This is a genomic window from Undibacterium sp. GW821-FHT11H02, assembly GCF_058808015.1.
On record NZ_JBXARG010000001.1, the window covers coordinates 37,321 to 56,071 of the forward strand.

At 44.5% G+C, this 18,751-nt stretch carries 15 protein-coding genes and 2 tRNA genes; 12 read left to right on the forward strand and 5 right to left on the reverse strand.

Translation table 11 applies throughout. The annotated features are described in order from the left end of the window. Positions 1-454: 454 nt before the first annotated feature. The 3 genes from AC1RR2_RS00140 to AC1RR2_RS00150 all read left to right on the forward strand — a co-directional run bounded on the left by AC1RR2_RS00140 (position 455) and on the right by AC1RR2_RS00150 (position 2,677). The gene (locus tag AC1RR2_RS00140) at positions 455-1,321 is read left to right on the forward strand and encodes a ChaN family lipoprotein (protein WP_493220276.1); all 867 of its coding nucleotides are present in this window, start codon (positions 455-457) and stop codon (positions 1,319-1,321) included. Positions 1,322-1,538: 217 nt separating this feature from the next. Beyond that, positions 1,539-2,132, forward strand: coding sequence for a nicotinamide riboside transporter PnuC (gene pnuC / locus AC1RR2_RS00145; RefSeq protein ID WP_493220277.1), 594 nt, complete (start codon positions 1,539-1,541; stop codon positions 2,130-2,132). Then, positions 2,120-2,677: an AAA family ATPase gene (locus AC1RR2_RS00150; protein ID WP_493220278.1), complete on the forward strand. Its 558-nt coding sequence runs from the start codon at positions 2,120-2,122 to the stop codon at positions 2,675-2,677. The genes pnuC and AC1RR2_RS00150 overlap by 13 nt, the downstream gene beginning before the upstream one ends. 145 nt (positions 2,678-2,822) lie before the next feature. Here AC1RR2_RS00150 and rpoD read toward each other — a convergent pair whose 3' ends face one another. Then, complete coding sequence (gene rpoD / locus AC1RR2_RS00155) at positions 2,823-5,594, reverse strand: RNA polymerase sigma factor RpoD (RefSeq protein ID WP_493220279.1); 2,772 nt, start codon at positions 5,592-5,594, stop codon at positions 2,823-2,825. 581 nt (positions 5,595-6,175) lie between these two features. On the opposite strand from rpoD, the gene serS reads away from it, so the two are divergent. Next, the gene (serS, locus tag AC1RR2_RS00160; protein ID WP_493220280.1) at positions 6,176-7,471 is read left to right on the forward strand and encodes a serine--tRNA ligase; all 1,296 of its coding nucleotides are present in this window, start codon (positions 6,176-6,178) and stop codon (positions 7,469-7,471) included. A 74-nt stretch (positions 7,472-7,545) separates the two neighbouring features. On the opposite strand, the gene AC1RR2_RS00165 is transcribed toward serS, so the two are convergent. Further along, positions 7,546-9,375 carry a GGDEF domain-containing protein gene (locus tag AC1RR2_RS00165; protein WP_493220281.1) on the reverse strand — a complete coding sequence of 610 codons (1,830 nt, stop codon included), beginning with the start codon at positions 9,373-9,375 and terminating at the stop codon, positions 7,546-7,548. Between the two features lie 444 nt (positions 9,376-9,819). Between AC1RR2_RS00165 and AC1RR2_RS00170 the strand changes: the two genes are divergently transcribed. The 3 genes from AC1RR2_RS00170 (at position 9,820) to AC1RR2_RS00180 (ending at position 11,356) form a co-directional block, all read left to right on the forward strand. Continuing rightward, a tRNA-Ser gene (locus AC1RR2_RS00170) sits at positions 9,820-9,910 on the forward strand. A gap of 299 nt (positions 9,911-10,209) precedes the next feature. Next, positions 10,210-10,500, forward strand: coding sequence for a hypothetical protein (locus AC1RR2_RS00175; RefSeq protein WP_493220282.1), 291 nt, complete (start codon positions 10,210-10,212; stop codon positions 10,498-10,500). A gap of 271 nt (positions 10,501-10,771) precedes the next feature. Beyond that, positions 10,772-11,356, forward strand: coding sequence for an AAA family ATPase (locus AC1RR2_RS00180; protein ID WP_493220283.1), 585 nt, complete (start codon positions 10,772-10,774; stop codon positions 11,354-11,356). Between the two features lie 71 nt (positions 11,357-11,427). Here the strand turns inward: AC1RR2_RS00180 and AC1RR2_RS00185 are convergent. Further along, positions 11,428-11,504: transfer RNA gene (locus AC1RR2_RS00185), tRNA-Pro, on the reverse strand. A 291-nt stretch (positions 11,505-11,795) separates the two neighbouring features. Between AC1RR2_RS00185 and AC1RR2_RS00190 the strand changes: the two genes are divergently transcribed. Then, positions 11,796-12,944: a M14 family metallopeptidase gene (locus AC1RR2_RS00190; RefSeq protein WP_493220284.1), complete on the forward strand. Its 1,149-nt coding sequence runs from the start codon at positions 11,796-11,798 to the stop codon at positions 12,942-12,944. Between the two features lies 1 nt (position 12,945). Beyond that, a complete protein-coding gene (locus AC1RR2_RS00195) occupies positions 12,946-13,410 on the forward strand; it encodes a CYTH domain-containing protein (RefSeq protein ID WP_493220285.1) in 465 nt (154 codons plus the stop codon). Between the two features lie 88 nt (positions 13,411-13,498). On the opposite strand, the gene AC1RR2_RS00200 is transcribed toward AC1RR2_RS00195, so the two are convergent. Next, the gene (locus AC1RR2_RS00200) at positions 13,499-14,734 is read right to left on the reverse strand and encodes a DUF2863 family protein (protein ID WP_493220286.1); all 1,236 of its coding nucleotides are present in this window, start codon (positions 14,732-14,734) and stop codon (positions 13,499-13,501) included. Between the two features lie 103 nt (positions 14,735-14,837). Further along, on the reverse strand, positions 14,838-15,530 hold the full coding sequence (locus AC1RR2_RS00205) for a glutathione binding-like protein (RefSeq protein ID WP_493220287.1): 693 nt from the start codon (positions 15,528-15,530) through the stop codon (positions 14,838-14,840). Between the two features lie 273 nt (positions 15,531-15,803). Here AC1RR2_RS00205 and AC1RR2_RS00210 point away from each other — a divergent pair, with 273 nt between their 5' ends. From AC1RR2_RS00210 to AC1RR2_RS00220, 3 genes are all read left to right on the forward strand, one after another. Beyond that, a complete protein-coding gene (locus AC1RR2_RS00210) occupies positions 15,804-16,208 on the forward strand; it encodes a BlaI/MecI/CopY family transcriptional regulator (protein WP_493220288.1) in 405 nt (134 codons plus the stop codon). Further along, positions 16,205-17,932 carry a TonB family protein gene (locus AC1RR2_RS00215; protein ID WP_493220289.1) on the forward strand — a complete coding sequence of 576 codons (1,728 nt, stop codon included), beginning with the start codon at positions 16,205-16,207 and terminating at the stop codon, positions 17,930-17,932. The genes AC1RR2_RS00210 and AC1RR2_RS00215 overlap by 4 nt, the downstream gene beginning before the upstream one ends. A gap of 97 nt (positions 17,933-18,029) precedes the next feature. Further along, positions 18,030-18,746 carry an SIMPL domain-containing protein gene (locus AC1RR2_RS00220; protein ID WP_493220290.1) on the forward strand — a complete coding sequence of 239 codons (717 nt, stop codon included), beginning with the start codon at positions 18,030-18,032 and terminating at the stop codon, positions 18,744-18,746. Positions 18,747-18,751 lie beyond the last annotated feature (5 nt).

Consider the following 18,751-nt stretch of genomic DNA (forward strand, 5'->3'; position numbering starts at 1 on the left):
AGATTTTGTATCGCCAGCATCATTTTCTTTGGCAGCTACGATGTCATAGTATGGTAATAAAAAATGTCTAAAATTCGTCTTATCTGCTGTACATACAACCGATATGTATGACGGCAGCCAGGTGTGCACTGCTCGGTATTTGCCGGGCAGCTCACCGACCTCGGCGGAGCACTCATCAGCAGTCTCCGCAATCAATTTCAGAATCACGACGGTAAGTAGCTTGAGTGCGAATTGCTTGCAATTTAAGATAGGCAATTTGTTGTAACTTGCTTTTCCTTAAATTGATAATTTCAATTTAATGTCGTGCGATTGGTAAAACGCCTAAGTGTGATCGCAGTTCGCTTGCACGCCCTAATCTTGCAAGTTATAGTCAGCCATCTCCATTTTTTGAAGGCTGGCTATGCGCTTTGTTCAAATTTCTCGACTGACTTTTTTTGTATTGACCTGTAGCGCAATGTTCGCTAGTACGGCTCAAGAAATCAATCCCCATCCCTTATTGAACAAAATTAGTAAGGCTGATGGGAGCCTTATTGATGAGAAGAAATTCATAGAAAAATTACAGTCGCATGCCTATGTATTTGTCGGTGAAAAACATGACAACCCCGAACATCATCGTCTTGAACGCATGTTGATACAAGCCAGGTTGCAACAAGCAAGCCCGCAAAAAAACAGTAAAGTCGTGTTTGAGATGCTCGATGACAGCCAAGATGCTGCTCTGGCCAATTTAAAAAATACGGATAGTTTGGAGCAAATGCATATGGGTTTAAACTGGCCAGCTAAGGGTTGGGATTGGCCTAGTTATGGTCCATCGTTCCAGGCGGCATTGAATAAAGATGCGCTGAAGTCAGGTAACATCAGCAAAGCATTTATTGGCAAGGTTTATAAAGAGGGCGAAAAGGCAATGGAAGGCAATGCGCGTTTTGAAACGGTGACTCAAGCGACGCCAGCGATCAAGAGCTATTTGCTAGATCAAATCTTTGCGTCGCATTGCGGTATGCAAAGTCGCGAAACTTTGACACCTATGTTGCAGATACAGTTAGCTAAGGATGCCAGTATGGCTACTGCGATGGCACAGACTCCCAGTGCTATGCTGATCGCGGGTGGTGAGCACGTACGCGCTGAAACCGCCGTGCCTTGGCATTTAAAACAAAAGAAAAAAGATGCCGATGTGATGGTGCTGCAATTGATAGAAGTGAAGAAGGGACAGCATGATGCACCGAGCTATATCAGTGCGGCTGGCAAAGCGGATTATTATTGGTTCACCAGTGCAACTGAGGCCAAAGATTATTGCGCCGGTGTGAAAGGCAAAGCAGCACAATAAATTTCTACACATGCAAATCACGCAAATAAAAATGGCGCAATCTGGCGCCATTTTTATTTGTGTTTTTAAATGATAGAGATGGAACCGTTATTTTTTTTGCCCGTGTTTTGTGTTAATTGCGGTGGTTGCCATAAGTTTGTTATGCTGCGCCCTTGTTGCGTATTTAAGTCCCTGCGTTACGTTTGATAAAAATCAAAAAAATTTTAGAAAATCTAGCATGAATCAAAATTTGCCCTTGGTGTTCGGTTTTTCCACAACGCCTTTGGAACTCGTTTCCTTTTTATTGTCTCTCATTACGGTTGCATTAAATATCCGGCAGATACATTGGGCTTGGCTGTTCTCTATCTTGTCGTCTGCTTTGTATGCCATGGTTTTTTTTGAGGTGCGTTTGTACGGTGACATGGGCTTGCAATTCGTCTTTGTCTTGGTTTCCTTCTGGGGCTGGTCTCAGTGGTTGCGTGGTGCAGCCGAGGGTGGAGCATTGGCTGTAACAAATTTAAATCTTACCGAGCGCTGGTGGGCTGCATTAATTTGCCTATTGATGTTTGCGACCCTCTATCTATTTTTGAAATTTTGTACAGACACCGATGTGCCAGCAGCGGATGGTTTATTGACTGCGGGTAGTTTGTTGGGGCAAGTCTTGTTATCCCGTAAAAAAATAGAAAACTGGACGGTGTGGATTATTGTCGATGTTTTATACGTGGCTTTGTACCTCTATAAAAATCTGATGTTGACAGCGATTTTATATGCGGTGTTTGTACTCATGGCGATACATGGCGCGCGTGTTTGGAGAGCAGCATGCAAGGTATAAAAAATGGCGATGCAAAAGGCCAAAGTGCACTCGTAAATCGCATTGCAATTTTGGGTGCAGAATCATCGGGAAAATCAATGCTAGCGCAAGCCTTGGCTGCTCATTTTAAGACTTTGTGGGTGCCCGAATATTTACGCGAATTTGTCGAAGAAAATGAACGGGTACCTCGTTCTGAGGATCAGTTGTCGATCGCGAAAACACAGATGGAACGAGAAAATGCTGCCGCCAACCAGGCCAATACTTGGCTATTTTGTGATACCACGCCTATGATGACTGCTCTATATAGCCGCATTTATTTTGGTGAGCTCGATCCGGAATTGATTGCGATGGATTTGGTTCACAATTATCAATTTACGGTCGTGACTGCGCCTGATTTTCCTTGGACAGCTGATGGCCTGCAACGCGAATCACCGCAAGTCCGTCAACAAGTACATGAAGAGTTGATTGGTATTTTGGATGAACGTGAGATCCCGTTTATGCTGGTGGAGGGCAGCCTTGATTCACGGGTACAGCAAGTACGATTTGCGCTCGATTTTTTAAGTTAGTTGCTTGGGTGAAGTTGGAAACTTGGTTTTCGTGGCTTTGAATATAAAATGCCAGTAGGAGATTAAGCAGGGGTATCACTACCTTATTTAATCTGATACTGGCATTTTTGCTTAAGTTAAGCTTAGTTGAACTTTTTGAACTTGCTTAGCTATTTTCTAGCAAGCTCTTCAGTTGCTCTAAGCGAGAAGGGTGGCGCAATTTTTTCATCGCTTTCGCTTCGATCTGACGGATACGCTCACGGGTCACGTCAAATTGATTGCCAACTTCTTCTAAAGTATGATCGCTCGCCATCTCGAGACCAAAACGCATGCGCAATACTTTTGCTTCGCGTGGACTCAAGGCATCCAGGATTTCTTTCAACTTGCCTTGCACCGACGCTTGCATCGCCGCCGCCATGGGAGACAAAGTGATATTGTCTTCGATGAAGTCACCCAATTGAGAATCGCCATCGTCACCGATAGGGACGTCCAACGACACAGGTTCTTTTGCAATCTTTAAAATTTCACGAACTTTGATCTCAGGCAAATCCATTTTTTCTGCGATCAAGGCGGGATCTGGTTCCGTCCCATTTTGTTGCAAGCATTGACGTTTGATACGATTCAATTTATTGATCGTTTCTATCATATGCACAGGCACGCGGATAGTACGAGCTTGATCTGCGATTGCGCGTGAGATTGCCTGACGTATCCACCAAGTCGCGTAGGTCGAAAATTTATAACCACGACGATATTCGAACTTATCAACCGCCTTTAGCAAGCCAATATTGCCTTCCTGGATTAAGTCCAAAAATTGCATGCCACGGTTGATGTATTTTTTTGCGATAGAAATCACCAGGCGCAAATTGGCCTCGGTCATCGCCGCTTTGGCGTCACGGGTGCGCTTCTCGGCCGAGATCATTTTCTTGTGAATAGCGCGTAACTCCGTTAATGGAATTTTCGATTCTTGCTCTAATACGATGAGACGTCCTTGCAACTCTCGTGCCGCATGGATATTACGTTTGAGCACGGCACCATAGGCTTCTCGCGCTTCCATTTCTTGCTCTAGCCAATCGCGATTCGTCGCGTTACTCATGAAGTTCGCGATGAAATAGGCGCGTGGCATCCCGCAGCGATCAACTAATAATTCCAACATACGTTTTTCAGTTTGACGTAACTCCGTCATCTGCTTACGTAAAATGTCGCACCACTTTTCTGTCGTCTTAACACTGAAACGTATGCTTTCCATTTCTTTGGTGACGTTTTCTTGTGCTGCTTCGTAACTTGGTGATTTGTAGGCGTTTTGTTCAATCTGCGCAAACATATCGTCAAAGCTGGTCTTGATTGCCGCAAATTTTTCTAATGCAGTCGCCTTCATTTGTGCCAGTTGCTCGGCACTTAAGGTATTGCTGGTTTCTGCAGCACCGCCTTCTTCATCCTCTTCCTCTTCGTCGATCTCTTCGTCGGCAGTAGCGATGATGGCAGGTGCGATATCTAAACTTTCTGGTACGTGGAAGCCGTCTATGATGTCGTCGATAATGACGTCGTCATTGCGTACTTTTTCTGCTGTGTTTAAGACTTCTTTAATCACAGAAGGGCAGGCCGAGATGGCTTGCAACATGTCTTTTAGACCGGATTCGATACGTTTAGCGATTTCAATTTCACCGCTACGCGTTAACAATTCCGCGCCGCCCATTTCGCGCATATACATACGCACAGGATCGGTGGTGCGACCAAAGTCCGAGTCGACTGTGGACAATGCTACCGCAGCGGTCGCTTCTGCATCGTCGTCACTAACGGAAGTTGCAACGTTATCGGACAACAGGAGCATGGTCGCATCTGGTGCCTGATCATAGACGGCAATACCGACGTCATTTAAAGTGCTGATGATGCCTTGTATCATTTCTGGATCATCGACATTTTCAGGTAAATGATCGTTGATCTCGGCATGCGTCAAATAGCTGCGGTCTTTGCCTAATTGAATTAGCTTGGTCAGACGTTGACGATATTCTTCTAATTGTTCTTTACTTGCAGACGCGACACTTACTTTGCCAGCTTTGACACGTGCAGCACGCTTTAGCTCAGAGGATTCCAGCGCATTGAAGGCGTGAATCTCTTCATTGTAAGCTTGTGGTGAAGAAGGCTTGCGGCCACGGCGCGCTGCTTCTTTCACCGTTGGGAACGCATAGGCTGACGTGTCAACACTGGCGGCGGCACTGCCACTGGTCGTTTCTACGGCGCTGATAGGTGTTTTTGCTACCCGTGCTTTTGGCGCGGGTTTTTCTACTGTTGGCATTGCAGACAGAGTAGTTTCTAGTGCGTTGGCTACTGTGGCTGTTTTTTCTTCGCTCGCAGTTAAGTCGACAGCTGAGTTTGCACCTGAGTCAGTCAGCGAGGGAACCTCAGTTGCAATGATTTTCTTTTTCTTGACTTTGACCACGGGCGCAGGCCCGGTAGGACGCGTTACCGTAAGAAGAGAATAATCGTCTTCCGACTCTACTGGTGCTGCAGTCGCTCCAACGTCAGCGACTATGTCATCTGTAGTGACAGGCGCAGACAGCGCTTCGACAGGCATACTTGGAGCAACAGCAGCGTCCAATTGTGTTTGCGCAGTCACTGTATTTGTATTGCCTTCTTCTGAACTGTCGATAGCAGCCGCTTCGCTCCCTTCAGCTGTTGTCTGCGCATTTACCAGCGCCAGACGCGAGCGACGTTTTGTGACAACGGTGACAGATTGAACTTGAGTCTTAATGATATCGTTAGTATCTAACTCTGCGGACTCTGTTAGCACAGGTGTCGCAAACGTGCGGGTTTCGGCCTGCGGCACATTAGCTTTGGTTTTGGCGAGTGACAGTGGTTTGCCTAATTTGAGTGTCTTGGTGCTTGCTGACACAGTTGCAGAAGTGGATTGCGTATTAGATGGTGTTAAGCTGTTTTTCATGTAACAAATCAAGTGCGACAACAAAATGCCAATCAAATTTGGATGGCAACAACAAAAGCAAAATATCGAGCAAAGCAAATACTAGCGTCAGGCAGGAATTCGAATTGAGAGCAAAACTCAACAATTCTTAAACAAGACTACCTTCACCAGCTCAATTAAATAAAAAACCCGCGAAGCGGGCACGATGTTTTAATTGAATTTTTGCGTATTTTTATGCGAGGTCGGGATTATCCACGGCTTACCTGTTCTTGACAAGCATTACCGCACTTAATCCGGTAATTTGTTTGTGAAGTTTTGTGTCTGCGTTCAACTTGTGTATCGAAAATAGTTTCTAGTCTTAAGAAAAGAATAATTTGCACAAAAAAGCATCACAAAAAATGAAAGATCGTCATGCCCTGTGCATGCTGGTTTGTTATGTTGATTTTGCTTTTTCTGTTTGCTGTGCTTTTTTAACTAAAGCATAGAGGAAATGCATGTCCCTTGTTACAATACGTTTTTTCGTTTACCTGTGAAGTTTTAGCGATGTATGCTTATAGGCATCGGAAACACAGGGCGCCATTTACCTCTTTCTCAATAAAATCATGATTGATATTCAATTGCTCCGTAAAGACATCGACGCTGTTGCCGCACGTTTGGCATCCCGCAAATTTATTCTCGATGTTGCCACGTTTAATGGCTTGGAAGCCGAACGCAAACAGATACAAATGCGTACCGAAGAATTACAAGGCAAGCGCAATTCTTTGTCCAAACAAGTCGGTATGCTCAAAGGCAAAGGCGAAGATGCATCTGCAGTGATGGCAGAGGTCGGTGCGATTGCTGATGAATTGAAAGCATCCGAAGTACGTTTGGCTGAGGTGCAAGTCGCTTTGAATAATTTTTTGTTGACGATTCCTAATTTGCCTGATGATTCCGTGCCTGTCGGCGTTGATGAAACGGAGAATGTGGTGGTACGTACATTTGGTTCGCCAGCGACTTTTACGTTTGAGGTTAAGGATCACGTCGACATTGGTGCGCGTTTAGGTTTGGAATTTGATGTTGCCGTCAAATTGACAGGCTCACGCTTTGCGGTATTAAAGGGTGGAATGGCGCGTTTGCATCGCGCCTTGGCGCAATTCATGCTCGATACCCAGACTATGGAAAATGGCTATACAGAACACTATACGCCTTATATGGTGAACGCCGATTCTATGCGTGGCACAGGTCAGTTGCCTAAATTTGAAGAAGATTTATTTGCAGTGAAAAAGGGCGGACAAGATGGCGAAGGAGAATCTCTGTATTTAATTCCGACCGCCGAAGTGACTTTAACTAATACGGTGCGCGATGAAATTTTGAACGCTGAAAGTTTGCCTATCAAAATGACAGCACACACGCCTTGCTTCCGTTCCGAAGCCGGTAGTTATGGTCGCGATACACGCGGCATGATACGTCAGCATCAATTTGATAAAGTAGAATTGGTGCAGATTTCGCATCCGGAAAAGTCGTTTGACGCCTTGGAAGACATGGTCGGTCATGCTGAAATGATTTTGCAAAAACTTGGTTTGCCTTATCGTGTGATGAGTCTGTGTACAGGCGATATGGGTTTTGGCGCAGCAAAGACCTATGATTTGGAAGTGTGGTTGCCAGCGCAAAATACCTACCGTGAAATTTCTTCTATTTCGAATATGGGTGCTTTCCAAGCGCGCCGTATGCAAGCGCGCTTCCGTAACGCGCAAGGCAAAACCGAGTTTGTGCATACATTAAATGGTTCTGCTTTGGCGGTCGGACGTACGTTAGTGGCTGTACTTGAAAATTATCAGCAGGAAGATGGCAGCGTTGTAATTCCTGAAGTCTTACGTCCTTACATGGGCGGCATAGAAAAGTTGTTGCTGCCGGCTTAAGCTTTCAACCGTGGCGACACGGTTTTCGGGTTGTGAGTTTAGGCTTACGAACTGCATCCATAGTGATGCCGTTTTTACGTCGGCGTTTGTTCTTCCTTTCGTCGGTCTATAAACAAGCTATTGCCATGTATACGTTTCGCTTGTTTTTTTGCATCTGCGGCCGCAACTGAGATTTGATGGTGCGAATAATATTGCTGAGCTTGCGAGCGGATTACGCCTAAAGATAGGCTGATCATAGGGTAGAAGACCTTCTTCCCCTGCCTGTCTTCGCTGATATAGCCACCACGATCCCGGTCTTCATTACTATAAAATTCTGTCACTGCGATGGCGAAATCATGCAGTATCTTGTTGCACCGACTTTCCCAGTCTGTGCTTTGAAAGAGAATAATGAAATCATCGCCGCCTATGTGCCCAATGAAGTCTTGTTGTGGGTCACAGTGTGCGCTCAGTATTCTGCTAGTCATTTGTATGACTTCATCGCCGCGCTGATAGCCATAGACATCGTTGAAAGGCTTGAAGTGATCGAGATCGCAGTAACAAGCCAGAAATGACTTCTGGTTTTGTATTAACTCATCGATGTGCTGGTTAATTGGGACGTTGCCGGGTAATTGAGTCAGTGGATTGGCGTAACGCGCAGCGTCAATTTGCATCTTAGTGATTTCTCGCATCAAATCAGGGCCGGTAGCCAATCCTAGATAACGGCCATTTTCAGTGACAATGATGCCGTTAATCAGATTATCCGGATCTGCCTCCACGATAAGGTGACTTACTTGCTGCAAACTGGTGTCATGCTCGACGACCAGCGGATGAACGTCCATAAATACAGCACAAGATTTTTTTCCATACAACTCTCGTTGATAGGGACGCGAGAAGCGATCTATCATATTGTGGCGATTGATGATGCCTATGGGCTTATGTTCATCCACGACAGGAATGATTTTGAGTTTAGGATCAGCTAAAAATAGATTTTCTACCTGATTATTGAGCACGGTTGAATTAATCGTGACTGGTGATTTCAATAAATGCTTAATCGTCACCAAGGATGCAGTTGAGCTTGTTTGAAGCATTGATGTGTTTGCTTGTTTAAACGATAGTATCTTAGCGACCTCGGCTGAAATGGTTTTTGCGGGATTCACATGTGGTTTTGCGATGTGATAGCCTTGCCCGCAAGCGACGCCCAAATCGCGTAGCGTGATTAATTCGGCTTGAGTTTCTATCCCTTCAGCGACGACTCGTGTTCCTGATTTTTCGGCGATATTTTGAATTGACAGCACGAACTGGCGTTTTACTTCGTCACGGTCTATGCCATGAATGAAATGCATATCGATTTTGACGAATTCCGGTTTTAGTTCTGACCAAAGTCGCAAACTGGAGAAACCTTCACCTAAGTCGTCGATCGCAATCTCAAATCCCATTTTGCGATAGTGCAAAACCGCTTCTTGAAGCAGAACGTAGTCATGGGTTGGCTGATATTCCGTCAGTTCAATAATGACACGCTCAGGATTGATTCCTAATTCAATAATATAGTCCAGTGTTTCACCGTGCTTTGCATCGCGTTGCAACAGACATTCGGGACTGACATTTAAAAATAGCTTTCCCGGTAAATTAAGTGCCTTAAACTGTTCTAACACCACGCGGCGACAGAGATGCTCGATCTTGACCGTTAGTTTATGTGCGCTGGCGGCTTGAAAGAGATTGATGGGCGAATGAAACGGACTATCTGACGGTCCGCGTATCAAGCCTTCATAGCCTAAGATGCTACCATCACACATTTGTATGATGGGTTGGAAACGTGCTGTCAACAGGCGGCCATGGATGATGCGATTGAGTTGTTCCAGGCTTTCTCGATGCGCGAGTTGCTCAGCAGTCAAATCGAGCAAAATGGTGGGGCACGTGGGTGTCATTGGTCGGGATAGACTGAGTCCATGTTCCATAGTCGTAATCGGGTACTTAATTGTCGTTAATGAAATGAGATATTGCAGTGTGGCAAGCAATTTGAATCAAGCTTAGTGAGGAAATGTGACGGTATGATGTCATTTCGACTAAAGCCCTATCATAATTTTGATAATTGATTGATAAAATTTTGTTCTTGTAACCGTACATGTACGATTTTTCACATTGTTTAACAATTGGATACAAATTTAGGCTGGATTGAAATTTTGTTCTAATTTGAGTATGGAAATTTTGTTTTCCTAGGGAAATAAACTTTGTTGCGCTATCTATTTAAGAAATAAATTCGAAACTCTAAGCAATTCATAGGCTTAGCCTTAGCTGCTTGCTAAAAAAACAGGCTACCAAACCGTTTTGAACTTTGCTACAATCCGTCGCCTGACTGCACTTGGTAGTTTGGAAAGATGGCAGAGTGGTCGAATGCACCGGACTCGAAATCCGGCATACGTTTATGACGTATCCAGGGTTCAAATCCCTGTCTTTCCGCCAACGCTTTGTGATGTGTTTATTTGACAAAGATCAAAAAACATAAAAAAAAGTCAAGTGGAGAAGTATTTTGTGTTCTATTGATCGTCGTGTTAGAAGTTAAAGATGGACAAAGGGTAGACGTCTTTAACCGAAATTGGCGAACTTGCTGTTTGACACAATTTCTGTTCTGAAGCGCCTTGGTTTGGTTCTTATTTTTCAAAGTAATAACCGGGCTGAAATTAAAAAATAGCGACCATATCGTTTTAACAATAGGTCGTACAGATGTATTTGGCTGTATTTTGTGAAGAGTGAGTAAAAGAATGGCAAATTTATTAGACCTGAAGTCAGAAGACTTTGACTACAATCCAAACAACCTGTTGGATACTTTGATTAAGCAATTGCATTTGAAAAATGATGCAGCGCTGTCTCGTGCATTGGAAGTCGCACCTCCAGTCATTAGCAAAATCCGTCACCACCATTTACCGGTTGGTGCGTCTTTGTTGATTCGTATGCATGAAATTAGCGATCTGAGCATTAAAGACCTGCGAGCACTGATGGGTGACCGCCGGGAAAAGTTCCGCATTGGCGATCAGGTAATTCGCGTCGACTAATTCGACACGAAATGATCGTCCCTAGGATTAAGTCACTTGTGATTTAATCCTATTTTTTTATCTACTACTTGTTGGCTTGAATAGCAAATTCACAGCCTTCAGGCGCTAGTTTTCAATCTACTTGTTCTCGATGGAGTAAAAGCCTGATCGGCTTTAGTTGAGACAAAAATTCCACAATACTAAAACTATTCCGTTTCAGCTCCTGTCGCATGGATGTGGCGCGTGCTAACATGAACTCATTAGTGATGTTTTACGCTCTATCGAGGTCATCATGACAGTTCAATTTACAGGTAGCTCTCATCTCAGTCACGACAATAAAATGCGTCTTTATCCAACCAAGATCATTAATATTATTGGTGGTCCCGGATGCGATAAGTCTCTATTTTCGTCGGCGATTATTCTTAACTTAAATCTGCGCCATAAATCGGTTGAGCAAATCCCTGACTATGCAAAGTCTTTGGTTTGGCAAAAGAATTTTAATGCCTTGAGAAATCAGTATCAAATCGCGCAGAGACAATTTGAAATGCTCGAATTACTCGATGGTCAGGTGCAATACCTGGTAACAGAATGCGCCTTGATGCAGATACTGTATTACAACGAAGCCTATCGAGAGAATATCTGCGATGTGGAAAAAACAAGATCCCAAATTTTAGAGTGGTATCATCGCCACGATAATATTAATTTATTGGTTGAACGCAGCGATAAAAAGTATGTGCAGACCGGGCGACTGCAAAATGAAGAAGAGGCGCGCAAGATTGATCTCGCTTTGAAAGAATTGCTGATACGTGAAAATATTCCCTTCACGTCTATGGCGGCCGACGTCGTCGCAATCAATAATTTTGCCCGGTCTTTATAGTAAGTGGGTGCCATACGACAGGGGCTGAAAACAAAAATGGCTTAGCAATGATGCTAAGCCATAATTTTTTTTGGTCGGGACGGCAAGATTCGAACTTGCGACCCCGTGCACCCCATGCACGTACGCTACCAGGCTGCGCTACGCCCCGACTCTGAGCGGGCGATTATAGGGTATTTGCTGTTTTTTATCCATCAAAAAATGTGTGCGGGAAGTATTCAAAGTGAATTTGTTAAGTGCATCAATGTAGGCGCACATAGATGTATCAATAGACTACATTCATAAATATCCTGATTCATTTTTGTTTTAGTGATTGTCAGACTCGTTTAAAAGCAGTCACAATAGCGCTTTGGCACGGCTAAACGCTATGCAAATGATGGGATACTTGCTAAGAGCAAGCTTATCTTTACTCACTTATCTACAATTACTTAAAGAGATCACTATGTCGATAAAGATCAGTCAAAATTTTGATGCTGGTGCCATTGAAGTGTTAAGCACAGCAGATGTGGAAAATATTCAGTTGAAATTGCGTTCTGACTCGCATGCCGAATTCTCACAATGGTTCTATTTTCGTTTGCAAGGCGCGCGGGATCAAGACGCGACTATTCACATTGTGAATGCGGGAGAAGCGACTTATCCAGATGGTTGGGTCAATTATCGCGCCGTAGCTAGTTATGATCGCGAAAATTGGTTTCGCGTCGAGACTGAATTCGATGGCAAGGTGATGAGTATTAAACATACTCCCGAGACGGATAGTGTGTATTACGCTTACTTTGAGCCGTATAGCTGGGAACGCCATTTGGCCTTGTTAGGTAGTGTGGAGCAATCGGATCAAGTGCGGGTTGAGGATTTAGGCAATACTGTCGATGGTCGTGACTTAAATTTGGTCGTTGTCGGAAACCCATCTGCGAAGAAAAAAGTATGGATCATCGCGCGCCAACATCCAGGTGAAACGATGGCTGAGTGGCTGGTTGAGGGAACTTTGAATGCTTTGCTTGATCCATCGAATCCTATCGCTCGCGCAATTTTAGATGAAGCTGTTTTGTACGTGGTGCCGAATATGAATCCAGATGGCTCGGTACGCGGTAATTTGCGTACCAATGCTGCAGGCGCAAATTTGAACCGTGAATGGATGACGCCTTCACTGGCAACCAGTCCTGAAGTGTATTACGTGAAGAAGAAAATCGAAGAAGTTGGTTGCGATTTGTTTCTCGATATTCATGGCGATGAAGGTTTGCCTTATGTCTTTGTGGCTGGTAGTGAAATGTTAGAGGGTTTTAGTGAAAAACAAATGCAAGAGCAAACCGCATTCGTGAATAGTTTTTGCGCCGCCAGCCCTGATTTTCAGACTCAGTTCGGTTATGAAGCCAGTAAGTACAATGAAGATTTGTTGAAGCTAGCGTCCAAGTACATTGGTCATACCTATAAGTGCGTCTCTCTGACTTTGGAGTTGCCATTCAAAGATAATGCCAACATGCCAGATCTGGAGGTGGGTTGGGATGGCTCGCGTAGTATGAAATTGGGTGAAGCGATGTTGCAGCCTATTTTGACAACATTAAAAAATGTAGCAACCACGGTCGTGAAGAACTAAAGTGGGTATAGAAATCGAACGCAAGTTTCTGGTCGTCACTGACGACTGGAAAACTTTAGCAAAGCCTGTTTTTATGCGTCAGGGCTATTTAAGCTCCCAAGCTAATCGTGTCGTACGCGTGCGCATCGAAGATCAAGTTGCCATGCTGACGATCAAAGCTAAATCAGTTGGGATCGCGAGGGGCGAGTGGGAATATCCTATTCCTTTGAGTGATGCACTAGAATTATTAGATGGTTTGTGCGAACAGCCTTTGATCGAAAAAAAACGCTATCGTATTGCGCTAGATGGATTGGTGTGGGAAGTCGATGAATTCTTGGGGGACAATGCGGGTTTAGTGGTGGCCGAAGTAGAGCTGAGTAGCATTGATCAAGTGTTCGTTAAACCAGCCTGGTGCGGTGACGAAGTCAGCCACGATCATCGCTATGCGAATGCTAATTTGTTTAAGCATCCGTTCAAACATTGGTAGCACTTTTGTTTCGAATCAGTGTTTGCAAATAGAAACAGCCAGATTTAGTCTGGCTGTTTTCTTGTAGGCGCTTTGTTTTTGTAAGCGATTAGTGGAAATGTACTGAACCCTCAGGTGGTGTATCTTCGGGCATTTCTGGATGCACCAGTTCTCCATCTGCATCGGCATATAAAGGTGCCTGGCAATCATCGCAAAATTCTAAACCAAAAATATCTTCCAGCATTTGTATATTCGTCAGACCACTTTCTTTGAGTAGGGTGGGAATATCACCTTCACGTTCGTCCATCGTGGATAGAGATGGGCCTATCAATGCATTAACTTCATCCTCTTGTTGATACAATGGCCAGATCACGCCATAGATAATTTCTGGTTCAGCTTTCAAAGTAAAGCCTATTCGCAATTCATCGACTTGACCTGGGTGAGTTTCTGGACCAAAACGGGCGATGATTGCCCCCAGATCTGAGGCTTCTACATTTAATGTTTGCGTCAGATAAAAAACGGCTGAGCGTATAGAAATCGGACGAACCAGAATGTCGGCTTCGCGGCAGGCTGAATAGTATGACTCAGGTAATAGAAACTCAAATCCACAGCCCGGCAATAAATGAGCAACATCGGCATGCGCTCTTTGTTTCCATAGTAAGACAGCCGCTTCCTTCGCTTTGGCGATATCGAAGGGCGAGGGTGTCATTTGCCACTGAAATAAAGGAGAATTTTCAGGAGCGATAATCACCCCCAATAAGTATCGGCTATCGGCCAGGAAAGGGACAGTCTTAGGTAAATCTTTTGCCGGTGCTATCGCTTTATCTCGCAAGAAATGGTCGGCGGTATGGTGCATCAAATCATTGATGGCGCAGTGATCTTGCGGTAACTGATCGATAGAAAATAAGTTAGGCAAAATGCATATCTGCACACCTTTGCAAAGTAGAGACTCGCGCCAACTCGTCGTTAAAGATTTCAAAATGTTGGCAGGGACTGAACCAGAAGCAATCTCAAAACGACTCCACGCCAAAATCGGTGCCGCCACCAAGAGCAAGTCATAATTGGTATCCCCCACCTTCATGTGGCCAGAAGTCGCAATTGATTCGATGGCTTCGATTAAAACTTCGTAAGCTTCGGGTTGATTGGTGAAGACATGCTCTGCGGCGGAGTCCAGCACAGACTGATGTTTTAGTTCCAGATTTTTAGCCACCAGTGTATCTAGCAAAGACTGCCAATCATTATCTTCCAGGCGGCTTCCTGCTTGCGAGATCGCATGGGAGAGGTTGGCGATGCGCAAGGCGTCGCCAGCTAATTTTTGAATTTTCTTTTTCGGTGCGCGTCGCATGATGTTCTCGATTCTTAATGTGGTCAGTGTGCTGGCGCTATTTTTTTCGTTCCGGCTTGTGACTAAACGGCTGCTGAGATGAAGAGCCGCTCGGCCTACAGCTTTACTTTTTTGTATATTGCGTTTTACCGAACAAAATATCTTTGCTCTTGTCGTCGGTCAATGGTTTTCTTAAATTAGCGAGCACTTTCAGGCCACGTTGTACGGCAGGGCGCTCATTAATGGCGTCAAACCAGCGTTTGGTATGTGGATATTCGATCCAGTCTATGCCTTGATTTGCCGCAGACCGAGTCCATGGAAAGCAAGCGATATCGGCAATGCTGTAATGCTCTCCTGCCAGATAGGATTGCTGGCTTAATTGTTTTTCTAAAACGTTGTATAAGCGCTTCGCCTCGTTGGTGTAACGATCATGGGCATAGTCAATTTTTTCCGGTGCATAAATGCGGAAATGGTGCGCTTGACCTAACATAGGGCCAAGTCCGCCCATTTGAAACATTAACCATTGCAAGCTTTGGTATTTCTCTCTGTCGCTAGCTCCCAAAAAGCGTCCGACCTTGCTTGCCAAGTACACCAAAATAGCGCCGGATTCAAATAGGGCAATTGGCTTACCATCGGGCCCATCGGCATCAACGATGGCAGGGATTTTGTTATTGGGTGAAATCGACAAAAAGTCTGGCTTAAATTGATCACCCGCACTAATGTCAACCGGAATTGCGCGATAACTCAAGTCACATTCCTCCAACATGATATGAATTTTGTGACCATTCGGTGTCGGCCAGGAATAAACGTCGATCATGGTTTCTCCAATAAAAAATAAGTAGGTGTCGCTGCTTCGGGAATGAGGTTTGTATTCACCGACGATAGTCGATTATATCCTGTGCTAAGCAATTGCATCTTGATTCTAGCCAACAGTAAAGGAAGACGAGAAAGCGTCAAAACTGTTGCAAATACCGCTAATGAAAAAATAATTTAAAGTTGCATAAAATTATTCTAGACAATTAGATCTAGATCATTTAATCTAGACTAATAAGTCTACATTGGTGTGACTACTTTGGACAAAGGAAAATTCATGAGCAACCCCGGTACAAATCACGGCAAAAAAAATGTGAAGCCAAAGCCGACCGCTGCAGAAATGGAAATATTCAAGCTGTTGTGGGTGCTTGGCCCAGCGACCGCCAAACAAGTGCACGAAGCTGGTGTTAAAGAGCGTCCTGAGCTGGCCTACGCCTCGGTGTTGCGTATGCTGCAGGTAATGCATAGCAAAGGTTTGCTGACCCGTGATGAAAGTCAACGTGCCCATGTTTATAGTGCCGTACAGGCACAAGACGATCTGCAAACGAATTTGGTTAAGGATTTGATACACAAGGCTTTCTCTGGTTCGGCGAAGGCCTTGGTGCTGGCTGCACTGCGCTCACATGTCAGTAAAGAAGAACGTGCTGAGATACAAAAATTCTTGCATGGAGATGAAGAATGAATTTCGATTACCAATCCATCATGAATGCCATCGGTTGGGCGCTGGTTCATTTCCTCTGGCAGGGGCTTGCGATTGCTTTAGGTACCGCTTTCTTACTACTAATCTGCCGTAACGCGAGAGCGCAAACACGCTATTTAATTGCGTGTGTCAGTCTCGCAGTATGTTTTTTTGTACCGATTTGGGAAATACTGCAAAGCTTACAAACCACAAAAGAATTTGTTAGTGCTCAGGCAGTCACCGGTAGCTTTCTTGAAGCTAGAACTGAGTTAGGTTGGACTGAACTCACTCAGATTTGGTTTCAGATGCACATTGATTTCATCGTCATTACATGGGCGATTGTGGTTGTCATACTCGGCTTGCGTCTAATGCTTGGTATTTTCTGGCTGCGTTCCTACAGCAATGGAAAACGTGGTGTTAGCAACAGTTATTGGCAGCAAAAAACCGATCAATTAAGAGAGCAGTTTCAGATCGCCAAACCAGTCTTGGTGCGTATCGTTAATGATCTAGAAAGTCCGATAACTATAGGCTGGATACGACCTATGATCTTGGTTCCTGCTTCTCTAATTACTTGCATGACGCCGAGCTATTTGGAAGCATTGATCGCTCACGAATTAGCGCACATTTCGCGCTTCGACTATGTCGTCAACTTTATTCAAAATTTGATCGAAATGATTTTATTTTTCCACCCAGCCGTATGGTGGATTTCTAAAAAGATCCGTATTGAACGCGAGAACATTGCGGATGATTTAGCGGCAAGTATGCTCGGCGAACCGCGGCGCCTGGCGCTTGCATTACAAGAATTGGAATACATCCAATTCACCACCCCTCAACTCGCCCAAGCGGCACATGGAGGAAATCTTATGTTGAGAATTAAACGTTTAGTGCGCCCAGAAGCACAAAGTATCAATTGGAAAACCGCGGTCACAGTTGTTGGCGTTACGGCGGCTTGTATAGGATTCGTGGCAAACGCTGCGGTATACGTCGAGAAGCCGATTGAGTTGATCAAGCCTATGATGGAGCCCGTCGTTTCTGAGGCCGCCAATAGGGATGTGAGTGAGACTCCGCATCCAAGCAGTGACAATAGTCGAGCACCTAAAGCACAGATAGAGGGAACACGAATCCCCGCAAAAGTGAACTTCGAAGCAGCTAGTTGTCGACCTGAATATCCTAAAGCGGAGTTGAGAAATGGAAGCACAGGAGTAACGACCTTGAATGTTACAGTGGAAAGTGATGGGAGAATTAGCAAATCCGACGTTGCCAGATCAAGCGGATTTACAGCTTTAGATAATTCAGCGAGGGACGCATTATTGGGTGGGAACTGTGTCGCAAGACCGGAAACTTTTAACGGTAAGGCACGGCGATCTAAATTCAAGATTAGCTATGTATGGAAACTGGACGCGGATGAGGTTTCAAGCCTGGTATCAAACAAAGTAGATGTTAATTCAGATCCGGTAATTAATTTTGAAACTGTAGGGTGCAAGCCTGAATATCCAAGGGCTTCTTTGCGGAATGAAGAGACTGGAGTCACGAAATTGGAAGTTTCCGTATCCGAGACTGGAAATATAGATAGCGTTAAGATTTCCAAGTCTAGTGGTTTTAGGGGATTAGACAATGCGGTACGGAATCAGTTGTTGGTTGGTTCGTGTAAAGCTACTCCTGGGAAGAAGGACGGGAATCCGATAACTGCATTGGCCAATGTCAGTTACGTGTGGAAGTTAGATTGATTTTATTGACTTGATTACTACCTGCGAGCAGAGGCAATGAAAAACTTTGAATAAGTTTCTGTTCGCTCCTTTTTAACGATATTTCTTAATTTAATATATGCAAAAAAGATACCTCCTTTTAAGCCTGTTCCTGCTGGCTAGCACCGCATTCGCCTCATCATTGCCAAGTTATCCCTTCATTCATGTCAATGGCAGGGCTGCGATTGTATTGGCGCCCAATGTCGGTGAGATTGATTTTGAATTGACTGAACTGAGCGAAAACCCTCAATTCACATTTCAAAAGATGCTTGATCATTCGAATGATGTTTTTGATTTCTTGAAATCGGAAAACATTACTGGTGAAGATGTGGAGGCAGGTGAGATTAAAAAGTATGTGAGCTCTGTCGAATACCAAGATGCTGCGGTTGGCGAAAAAAAGTATCGGCTCATAAGGGATTTTCATGTCGTCGTAAAAGATTTCTCGCAATGGAATCGCGTAGTTTCTGGCCTTCTGCAAAAATCGTACCTAGGGAATTTCAACGTCACATTCGGTCGCAATGATATGCCTCGTATTCAACAGGATTTATTTTTGATGGCCTCTGCAGATGCGGCAAACAATGCACAACTGCTTGCCAAAAGCTTTTCGGTAAAATTGGGAAACGCTGCTGCGATTTCAAACACACCGATTAAAACAATTAGTACGACGATGGGTTTAGATGGACCGATTGTGGCGGAAAATTTAGTCGCAGACTTAAAACCTGTGAGTCGCGATCTTGGCGCGCCGTCGTTTTTGAAATTTCAACAAACGATAGACGTGATTTATAAATTGAAATAGGGCTG